At 47.5% G+C, this 10,182-nt stretch carries 9 protein-coding genes and 1 pseudogene; 6 read left to right on the forward strand and 4 right to left on the reverse strand.

Annotation, left to right across the window (positions count from 1 at the left end):
* Nucleotides 1-73: 73 nt before the first annotated feature.
* Nucleotides 74-487 carry a nucleotidyltransferase family protein gene (locus KB557_RS01440; RefSeq protein WP_255131020.1) on the reverse strand — a complete coding sequence of 138 codons (414 nt, stop codon included), beginning with the start codon at nucleotides 485-487 and terminating at the stop codon, nucleotides 74-76.
* 38 nt (nucleotides 488-525) lie between these two features.
* Between KB557_RS01440 and KB557_RS01445 the strand changes: the two genes are divergently transcribed.
* Nucleotides 526-1,503, forward strand: a complete 978-nt coding sequence (locus tag KB557_RS01445; RefSeq protein WP_255131021.1) for an RluA family pseudouridine synthase — start codon at nucleotides 526-528, stop codon at nucleotides 1,501-1,503.
* Nucleotides 1,504-1,527: 24 nt separating this feature from the next.
* Here KB557_RS01445 and KB557_RS01450 read toward each other — a convergent pair whose 3' ends face one another.
* Nucleotides 1,528-3,114: an ABC transporter ATP-binding protein gene (locus KB557_RS01450; protein ID WP_255131022.1), complete on the reverse strand. Its 1,587-nt coding sequence runs from the start codon at nucleotides 3,112-3,114 to the stop codon at nucleotides 1,528-1,530.
* Between the two features lie 71 nt (nucleotides 3,115-3,185).
* On the opposite strand from KB557_RS01450, the gene KB557_RS01455 reads away from it, so the two are divergent.
* A complete protein-coding gene (locus KB557_RS01455; RefSeq protein WP_255131023.1) occupies nucleotides 3,186-5,477 on the forward strand; it encodes a bifunctional (p)ppGpp synthetase/guanosine-3',5'-bis(diphosphate) 3'-pyrophosphohydrolase in 2,292 nt (763 codons plus the stop codon).
* Between the two features lie 26 nt (nucleotides 5,478-5,503).
* Here KB557_RS01455 and KB557_RS01460 read toward each other — a convergent pair whose 3' ends face one another.
* Nucleotides 5,504-6,910, reverse strand: a complete 1,407-nt coding sequence (locus KB557_RS01460) for a glycosyl hydrolase family 57 (protein ID WP_255131024.1) — start codon at nucleotides 6,908-6,910, stop codon at nucleotides 5,504-5,506.
* A gap of 111 nt (nucleotides 6,911-7,021) precedes the next feature.
* Here KB557_RS01460 and KB557_RS01465 point away from each other — a divergent pair, with 111 nt between their 5' ends.
* Both KB557_RS01465 and mnmE read left to right on the forward strand, forming a co-directional pair.
* Nucleotides 7,022-7,438: a Hepatitis C virus core protein gene (locus tag KB557_RS01465; protein ID WP_255131025.1), complete on the forward strand. Its 417-nt coding sequence runs from the start codon at nucleotides 7,022-7,024 to the stop codon at nucleotides 7,436-7,438.
* Nucleotides 7,431-8,786, forward strand: coding sequence for a tRNA uridine-5-carboxymethylaminomethyl(34) synthesis GTPase MnmE (gene mnmE, locus KB557_RS01470; RefSeq protein WP_255131026.1), 1,356 nt, complete (start codon nucleotides 7,431-7,433; stop codon nucleotides 8,784-8,786). Before KB557_RS01465 ends, mnmE begins: the two co-directional genes overlap by 8 nt.
* Nucleotides 8,787-8,800: 14 nt before the next feature.
* On the opposite strand, the gene KB557_RS01475 is transcribed toward mnmE, so the two are convergent.
* Nucleotides 8,801-9,499 carry a DUF4079 domain-containing protein gene (locus KB557_RS01475; protein ID WP_255131027.1) on the reverse strand — a complete coding sequence of 233 codons (699 nt, stop codon included), beginning with the start codon at nucleotides 9,497-9,499 and terminating at the stop codon, nucleotides 8,801-8,803.
* A gap of 137 nt (nucleotides 9,500-9,636) precedes the next feature.
* Here KB557_RS01475 and KB557_RS01480 point away from each other — a divergent pair, with 137 nt between their 5' ends.
* The gene (locus KB557_RS01480; protein ID WP_255131028.1) at nucleotides 9,637-9,792 is read left to right on the forward strand and encodes a DUF2256 domain-containing protein; all 156 of its coding nucleotides are present in this window, start codon (nucleotides 9,637-9,639) and stop codon (nucleotides 9,790-9,792) included.
* Nucleotides 9,793-9,835: 43 nt separating this feature from the next.
* Nucleotides 9,836-10,182: pseudogene (locus tag KB557_RS01485) on the forward strand (nicotinate-nucleotide diphosphorylase (carboxylating)); the annotation flags it as partial.

A 10,182-nucleotide genomic window follows, 5' to 3' on the forward strand; every position in this document is an offset into this window, starting at 1 on the left:
GTAAATCAATTCCTGCTAACTGAACGGTAAAACCCCATTCCTCATCAGGATAGTTCGGGTTGAGATTTAGCGCTTAAGCACATGGGGATGCCACCCAAACGATTTTGCCGGTGCGGGCGGCATGACCGATCACATGCCAGCGGGAGCCCGCTAATTTATCTGCATCCGAAACTCCGCTTACGATTAAATCAACTTCGAGAGTTAATCCTTGAAGTTTGCGGTAATGATTCCACCAAATTTCAACCTTTGTTGTGGGCTCTAAGTGCAAAATACGACTAATAACAAGTAGATCTAAATCCGAGTCTTTACGTGCTGTGCCAGCAGCCCTTGAGCCAAATACCACCAGTGCTTGCACTGAAGGATCACAACTGATGTTGAGTAGAGCTTTTTCCAACTGCTGCAGAGCAACCGCATCTAGCCCAGGGCCCATCTCCGGCAGCACAAATGCCTGGGGAGTGTGCCAGTCGCAGCAGGAAACAATCACCATAGATTTATTATCGCCCGCTTTACCTATAGCGTTGCCGCATGGGTCATGCAGAAAACAAATTGGGATTTGGCCAAGGGGAAGGCGAATTACTAGGGTTTACATATCCAAAACCACTACCGATGCGTTTGGATCGTTGGCTTGTTAGCCAACGGCCAGAACAAAGCCGCGCCCGCATCCAAAAATTTATTGATGCCGGTTACGTTGAGGTAAATGGTGTTACCGGCCAAGCTAAAACCCCCCTGCGCCAGGGCGATTTAGTGCAGTTATGGATGCCACCACCAGAACCACTTGAATATCTAAAACCCGAAGCAATACCACTAGAAGTGTTATTTGAAGATAAACATTTAATTGTGTTAAATAAGCCTGCCGGGATCACTGTGCATCCAGCGCCAGGTAATAAAACAGGAACATTAGTTAACGGCTTGCTGCACCATTGCCCTGATCTACCCGGTATCGGCGGTGAAATGCGGCCCGGCATCGTGCATCGCCTTGATAAAGACACCACCGGTTGCATCGTGATTGCCAAAAGCCAAGAAGCGCTGGTGAAATTACAAATTCAAATTCAGCAGCGGATTGCCTCAAGGGAATATCTGGGGGTGGTACATGGGGCACCAAAAACTACAGAGGGCACTGTGGTGGGCGCGATCGGTCGCCACCCGATCGATCGCAAAAAGTATGCGGTAGTTGCAGACGAGCAAGGGCGTTATGCCTGCACCCATTGGCGCTTGCTAGAGCGGTTTGGCGACTATTCCCTTTTGCGCTTCAAGCTGGATACCGGCCGCACCCATCAAATCCGAGTGCATTGCGCCCACATCGGGCATCCAATGGTGGGCGATGTTAATTACAGCCGTTGCCGCAAATTGCCCGTTGAACTACCTGGCCAAGCACTACATGCGGTGGAGCTTGGCTTAAACCATCCGGTTACGGGGGAAAGGATGATTTTTGAAGCCCCCCTGCCGGGGAGTTTCGAGCGATTGCTTAAACATTTAAGGCTCACTCACCAAACTAAAAAGTGAAAGCAGCCTTTGCAGTTGAACCATCTAAACCACCAGTTGAGGCAGTCTTGGGGAGGCTGCTACCAATTGTTTGGTGATCTCTGCAAGCGGATTTCGCAACAACTTATCCCCGGGCCCCTCCTCAACAATCTTGCCTTGATTTAAAATAATTAAACGATGGCAAAATCCGCTAGCTAAACCTAAATCGTGGGTTACAAAAATAATTCCCAAACCAAATTGATGCTGCAGATCGCGCAGCAATTCCAAAACATCAGCTTGAATTTCTGCATCTAACATACTCACTGATTCATCACATAACAAAACACTTGGTTTCAAAATAAGGGCCCTGGCAATTGCCACCCTTTGTTGTTGGCCGCCGGATAACTCACGCGGCAAACGCGAAGCAAAACTAGCGGGCAAACCCACAGCATCCATCAAGGCCAAAGCCATGCTGCGAGCTGCAGCTTTTGAAGCCATACGGTGAATCAAAAGAGGATCAGCAATAGCGCGCTGAACATCCATTACAGGATTAAGGCAAGCCAGCGGATCTTGAAACACCATCTGCATCCTCTGGCGCGCCACTGCTAAAGGCTTACCAAGCAACAGCACCTCCCCGCCCCGCAACGGGTTTAAGCCCATCAAGGCACGGCAAAGAGTGCTTTTCCCACAGCCGGAAGGGCCTACTAACCCAAGGGTTTCAGCGGCATGGAGCCGCAGTGAAACCCCATCAACGGATTTGAGCCAACGGGAACGCCACGGCAGAGAGGGAAGCCGGTGCCAACAGCGCACCTGATGTAATTCCAATACCACTGCCGCTTCTGGCGATTGGGGGGTATCGCCCCCTTCCCGCCGCCGCGCCGCCGCCACCAAACGTTTAGTGAGAGGTTGCTGGGGGTTTTGCAGCACCTGATTAACTGAACCCTGCTCTAGCAAACGCCCCTGCTCCAGCACAGCCATTTGTTCACACCATTTCCCAGCCAAAGCAAGGTCGTGGCTAATCAATAGCAACGCACTGCCCAATTCAGCGCAAAGGCTGCAGAGTTCGGCCATTACCTGGGCAGCCACAGCCACATCAAGGCTGGTGGTGGGTTCATCGGCGATCACCAAAGGGGGATTGAGGGCCATCGCAAGGGCAATTGCCACCCGCTGACGCATCCCACCACTGAATTCATGGGGGTAACTGTTAAAACGATCAGCTGTGATGCCCACCCGTTGCAGTAGATCTTCGGCCCGCTGGCGCACCTGTTCGCGAGCAACACCAGGGCGATGGGCCCGCAAGGTGTCAGTTAAATGACCGCCAATACTTAATAACGGGTTTAGGCGAGTCATTGGATCTTGAAATACCAAACCCACCGCTTCACCACGCAATTTATTCAGCGCCTTGGGCCGCAGGATTCTGGGATCTTGATTACACAAGAGCAAACCACCACTGCTTTTACTGCCAGGGGGGAGAAGCTGTAACACCGCTTTAGCAACTGTGCTCTTGCCGCAACCGGAAGGGCCCACCAAGGCAACACGCTCACCTCTGCTCAACTGAAGCGTTAGCCCTTGCAGGGTGGGTTCGCTGCAACTGGGGTAAGCCACCACCAATTGGTTTAGCTGGAGCACCAACTGATTTGAAGCTGCTTCCATAGAGGATTAAAGCTTTAGTAATGGGGTTTTTACCCCGATGCTGCATAGCATGGCTGTAATCCGATCGATTAATGCTAAAAACAGCTGATCTGGTAAGCGGTATCGAGGCAGTAACACTGCCTGAAAGGATCCGCTGCTCAAGCAGCTACAACATCAAGCTGCCCGATTGGTTAAAAAAATGCATCGCTAATGTGCCTGTTGGCAGTGGCGATAGTTGCCCAACAGATCCAGAAGCACTGCTGGCTTTATCCTTCGATTTTGCTTATCAACTGCATCAAGGCCAAGTAAGAGCGAGCGGAGAGCCTTATATTATTCATCCAGTAGCGGTTGCCGATTTATTAAGGGATATCGGCGGCAGCGCCGCGGTAATAGCCGCAGGATTCTTACATGACGTGGTGGAAGATACTGGTGTAACACTTAACGAAATAGAAGCGCATTTTGGCGCTGAGGTGAGAGGTTTAGTTGAGGGGGTAACAAAGTTAGGCGGAATTCACTTCACAAACCGCACAGAAGCACAGGCAGAAAATCTACGTAAAATGTTTTTAGCAATGGCTAGTGATATCAGAGTTGTATTAGTTAAATTAGCTGATCGTTTACATAATATGCGAACACTTAGTGCGTTAAAGCCAGACAAACAACATCGCATTGCAACAGAAACCCGTGATATTTATGCCCCACTAGCAAACCGTCTTGGCATCGGACGATTCAAGTGGGAGCTAGAGGATCTGGCATTTAAGGTGCTTGAACCGGATGCATTTCGCCAAATTCAACAGGAGGTAGCAAGCAAACGCAGCGATCGCGAAGATCGTTTAGCAGCGACTGTTGAATTGCTAAAAAATAAACTTGAAGCTTCCGGATTAAGTGATTGTGATGTTGTTGGTAGACCAAAACATCTATATGGAATATGGAGCAAGATGCAACGCCAACAGAAAGCTTTTCATGAAATTTATGATGTGGCAGCTCTAAGAATTGTTACCTCATCTGTTGAAAATTGCTACCGCGCATTAGCTGTATTGCACGATACTTTTCGGCCTATACCAGGGCGTTTCAAAGATTATATCGGCCTACCTAAACCAAATGGTTATAAATCACTCCATACAGCTGTAATCGGCAGACATAGACCGATTGAGGTGCAAATACGCACATCGGATATGCATCATGTAGCGGAATACGGAATCGCAGCCCATTGGAAATACAAAGAAGGTGGCTCACCTGCCGATGGCGATGAGATGGCACGCTTTAATTGGTTAAGACAACTTGTGGATTGGCAAAAGGAAGGTGGCGGGCAAGATCACAACGATTATTTGAAATCTATCAAAGAAGATCTATTTGATGAAGAGGTGTTTGTATTTACGCCAAAAGGTGAAGTTATAGGTTTACGTAAGGGTTCAACGGCTGTTGATTTTGCCTATCGAATCCACAGTGAGGTGGGTAATCACTGCCAAGGAGTGCGTATTAATGATCGCCTTTGCAATCTCACAACCCCATTACAAAATGGCGATTTTGTTCAAGTATTAACCAGCAAAAGTGCACATCCAAGCCTCGATTGGCTAAATTTTGTTGCCACCCCTACCGCAAGAGAACGAATTCGTCAGTGGTATAAAAAAAGCCATCGCGAAGAAAATATTATTAGGGGTAAAGAGATTCTTGAAAGGGAGCTGGGCCGTGATGGGCTTGAAAGCTTGATACATAGTGAAGCGATGGCTCGCGTTAGTAAGCGTTGCAATCTTGGCAATGTAGATGACCTTTTAGCTGCCTTAGGTTTTGGAGGTGTTACCCAACATCAAGTAACAAATCGCCTGCGGGAAGAGCTCAGATTGCAGGAAGCAGCCAAGTTACCTGAGGTTAGCAATGAAGAATTAGCAAAAAATCTATCTGAACAGACAGAAGTTAGAAGCAACAACATAAATGGCAGCCCAATTCTTGGTGTAGAAGGTTTGGAATATCGCCTTGGCGGCTGCTGTTGCCCATTGCCGGGTGAAACAATAATGGGTGCTGTGGCTTTAGGAAATCACGGCATCACAATCCATCGCCAAGATTGCAGCAACTTGGCTCAAACTCCAGCTGAACGGCGGCTACCTGTGCGTTGGAATCCAAATACTGGAGATCATCGCCGCAACTACCCAACTCAATTACGAATTGAGGTATTAGATAGGGTTGGGATATTAAAAGATATTCTCATGCAATTATCCGATAGCCGTATCAATGTAAGCGATGCCAGGGTGCGCACTGCTTTTGGGAAGCCCGCCCGCATTGATCTACGTATTGAATTAGATAATGCAAGTAAGTTGCAATCAACGATAAGCCAGATTCGCTCAATGGCTGATGTATTAGATATTGCACGCACAGGAATTGGTGGCTAAAGTCGAAGAATATTGAAGCATCATTTTCAAATCTCCGCTAACGCTTCTTCCCCGGCTCGATAAATCTCTGTTGCATATTCAGTCCAGCCGCCTTGGCCCCAATAACGGAAGCAACTAGTTTGCAGCAATAAAACATACAATAGTGCAGTTTGATATTTAGATGTTTTTGTAATCTCTGGATCTGTAATTACCAGATGATCAAACAATTGGTGAAATTTTGCACTTAGTTGATTCATCGGCTCCAATACATTCGCATAACCTTCCACCCAACTTAAATTATTTGTCCAGGAGGCACCAACCATTGCGCTGGTATCTGGTGGTAATTGATTATCAATCTGCTGCCACAGCTTATGCTGCTGCACGGCTTGAATAATTGGCAAATCATCCTCCTGCACACCAGCAGCATCTAGTAGCTCCAAATATTCAGTGCCATTAATAGCTACTGTTGAGCTTTGCGTGGCGATGCGCTGATGAGCCTGAATAAAAGCTTGGGGGAATTCATTCATCATCACTCCACCATTTTCACCATCAGCAATTTGTGAAACCAAAGCAGGAACTTTCATATCGCCAATTGCCTGTTTAGCTAGCCCCAGAGCCTCATAGCAGGGCTGCATCTGACCCACAAGTTTTGTATCGGAGCCCTGGGTTTTAATTAATGCTGTAATTGAAACTGATTCGCCTTTAAAATTCCGCGCTATCAATTTATTTGGAATATATTTTTGGGATTGATTCAAGCAACTGCCATCTAAATTCTCAACGCTATGTTCCTGCACCAGTAACCAGCGATAGCCACATTCCTTTAAAGCCTTTATAAATTCATATAGCGTATCTGGATGATTAGGTAAATGCATCTCTGGGGCTGAGAAGCCCTTCACCCGTTGCAATGTATCATTGCCAAATAAAGCTGCAAAGTGATGCTGCCAAGCCGTGATCTGAAGTTTTAGATCTGGTATAGGAGTGGAGGGCGCAACCGCGTGGCTCCAAAAGGTGCCAAGCCATTCCACATGGGGCTGAAGGCTTGGGTCGCAGGTTAAATATTTAAGTGCATTTAAAATATCAACACGACCCATTTGCTCAAATCCCCAGAGCAGATTTCCAGAATAATCCAACATTATTCGAGGATTGCATCCGGCATCTATCAATTCAGGCATTATTTCCGCAAGGCGTTTATAACAATTAGCAAAAGATTCTGCATTATGATTATCCCCTTCGCCTGGATGTTCAAACATATATTGTAAATGCGAAATTAGGCTTCCATCTACACCGGCCGGAATCGTTGGCTGGTGCATATGCAATGCGCAGCAAAAAGCAGAATTAATTTGCGAAAAATCAAACTTGGAATTCTTTATAAATACAGGCTGATCTTGTTGAAGCAACTCAAGCAGTTCAGCTTCATTACCAGAAATTGCTGGAAGCTTAAATTTTGGAATCATTGCTTGAAATAAAAAGGTGAATTAGCGAGCAGCGCAAACAAAACTTTTGCGATCTAGCTGGGCAGATCTTGCAGCCGTGTGAAATATTAGTATAAATCTGCCATTTTACCGATGAATCGGCTGATAACAGTTCAAAACAATCTTAAATTAGCAGTATTAGGCTTAGTGCTTAATTTATTTGGCCTTATTGCAGCTGGAGTTGCAATAAGGCTTTCAGTAACATCGCCTGATTCCATGCACGTTGCCACATTTGTAGTGGCTTTAGCGGGATGGTTGCCAGCCTTGATCATCGGCATTACCGCCTGTATTGCACTGTTGCTGCAACGGCGCTGGGGGATTGTTTTAGCATTGGTAGCACTGGGATTACAGCTGATAACGCTAGTTCCCTATGGCATTGTGAGAACAGTGTTGATACCAGAAAGCAGAGCAATCTGCGGTGTTATCACTGCTGTTGTGTTGGGGGGCGGCACTGTTTTAATCATTTATTGGTCGCAAGCGCTCGCCAAATGGCAACAGGGCCATGAATAACAGCAGCACGATTGCCGCTATTGCAACAGCGGTAGCGGCGGGAGAGGGCAGTATTGCGATTGTGCGCATCAGTGGCTCTGAAGCAGAAAAGATTGGACGCAAATTATTTGTTAGCGCTGGCCAGCAGCAATGGGATAGCCACAGGGTGCTTTATGGCCATGTGTGCGATCCCGCTACTGGAGAACGCATTGATGAAGCCCTGCTGCTTTTGATGCGGGCACCCCGCAGCTTCACCCGTGAAACCGTAGTGGAACTCCATTGCCATGGCGGTGTAGTGGTGGTGCAGCGGGTGCTGGATCTTGTGCTAGCCGCTGGCGCCGAACGGGCCAAGGCAGGGGAATTTAGCCAAAGAGCTTTTCTGAATGGTCGCTTAGATCTCACTCGCGCAGAAGCGCTAATTGATCTGATCACGGCCCGCAGTGGGCGCGCTGCCCAACTAGCAATGGCGGGCCTTGCCGGTGGCGTGCAAGAAAAAATAGAAGCGCTTAGGCAACGGCTTCTGGATCAATTAGCTGAATTAGAGGCGCGGGTTGATTTTGAAGAAGATCTACCAGCCCTAAATCCTCAGGCGGTTGCAACAGAGCTAAAAAATGTTGCAGAAGAATTGCAATTACTAATTGCAGCAGCCAGCCAGGGGCAGTTGCTGCGGGAGGGCCTGCGGGTGGCAATTGTGGGCCGTCCCAATGTGGGGAAGAGCAGTTTGCTTAATCACCTATGTGGAAATGAAAGGGCAATAGTTACGGATCAAGCCGGCACCACCCGCGATCTACTTGATGTTGATTTAGTTATTGATGGGGTGCCGATCAGCTTGGTTGATACAGCGGGGATTCGCTCAAGTGAAGATATAGTTGAACAACTGGGTATTGAACGCAGCCGCAAAGCCCTTGCAAGCGCAGATGTAGTAATTTTGGTTTACAATATCCACATCGGCTGGACTCCTAATGATGAAAGCCTAAAAATTGAAATTCCAAAGGAAATACATCTGCTAATTGTGGGAAATAAACTAGATTTAGGTGAAGCAAAAGAAGCCGGGCCGGCAAATGTAAAAATAAGTGCCCAAACAGGTGAGGGCATGAAACAATTCAAATCAGAATTATTAACAACCTGCGGCTATTGCGGAGAGGGAATAGGGTTAGAAGTTGCCTTAAATCATCGGCAAAAGGATTTAGCAGCTTCTGCAAAACATGCGTTAGCGCGTTGTTTAGATGCAGCTGCTAATGGGCTGCCGTGGGATTTTTGGACCATTGATCTGCGCGATGCCATAAGCCAATTAGGTGAAATAACTGGAGCGGAGATATCAGAAGCTGTTCTAGATCGCGTTTTCTCTAAATTCTGCATTGGCAAATAAAAACCTCCGCAAAATTACCGCTTTGGAGCTAAGCAAATCTGTGCGTTCCAATCGCAGGCAGCCAGAGCGGGCTTCTGCCATCTCAAGGGTATTTCAAGCAAATCGCGGGTACCTGTTATTCCTTGAATCACAAATAGCAATGCCACAAGGAGATTTGCGGCTACATGAATTCGCCGCCAGCGAAGTTGGCGCAGAATTTCTTGCCGTGCCCCAAGTGAAAACAACATCAATCCCACCACCGCCACCCCAGCCCAGTAATGGGATTGCCAGAATTCAATTTTCAATGGGTTATCACTTAAACGCCACACTTCCGGTTGGGCACCTAAACCAAGCACCCCAGCCCAGGTGATGAAAGCAAAGATGAGGCGTAGTGGCTTGCTGCTGGAGCGCCAAAGAGCCAGTAAACAAATACTTGTTCCTACTAGTACCAATAGCAATTCAATAGCGCGGGCCACTCCACCTTTGAATTCAGCAACAGGGTTAGCTGTGGCGATTACCACCGTGAGAGAAATTAAGCAAATTGCCACAACGCCAAGGGAAAGCCACTGGCCAAGATCACTGTGGTCGCGGCCGGTGCTCACAGGAAGGTTTGCTCCTGCCACTCGCCTCTGGCGGGCTTGCACCCCTAGCCTCACCACCACACCAATCAATGGATAGATGAGTACCACTGCTAAAACAGGATGTATTAACCAAAGCCAATCAATGCTTCCCAAAATAAATCGATCGATCCACTACAACCAGCATTAACGCTGTAAGGCTGGGGGGTTGCTAAGAACAGAAAAATTTAAGAAACTAGCTAAAATTTATAAAGACCTAACTCAGATTATAATCTGAGCATAAAATTAGCAAAATGCCCCATCACTTAAATAGGCCAACCAAGATTTGCAAAGTTTGCGGTTTAGCTTTTCAATGGCGCAAAAAATGGGAAAATGTATGGGATGAAGTGCTCTATTGCTCCGAAAAATGCCGTAGAAAACGCAACCAAACAAAACCCTCTGCACCCTAACTATTTGGCTCACCTTGCAATCACTCCAGCTTTGCAGCAACAAATGCAGCAGTGGCTTAATGAAGATCTTGGCCGCGGTGATCTCAGCGCTGCCGCCCTGGTTGGTTGCAGTGGTGAGGCCCATTGGCTTGCAAAACAAGCCGGGGTGTTTTGCGGAGGCAGTTTGGCAAAAACAATCTTTCATTGTTTAGATCCAAGCTTAAAAATTCAGTTGCTAGTTAATGATGGAGATGCAATTACTGCAGGCCAACGGGTTCTAGAAATTGAAGGTGCTGCTACTGCGATGGTGGCGGCGGAACGCACTGCCCTAAATCTGGCGATGCGGCTCTCCGGTATTGCTACAGCTACTGCCGCACTGGTGAAGCAGCTGGAGGGTACGGGGGTACGCCT

Origin of the sequence: Synechococcus sp. Cruz CV12-2-Slac-r (assembly GCF_024346075.1) — a bacterium.
In the GTDB taxonomy this organism is placed as follows: domain Bacteria; phylum Cyanobacteriota; class Cyanobacteriia; order PCC-6307; family Cyanobiaceae; genus Synechococcus_D.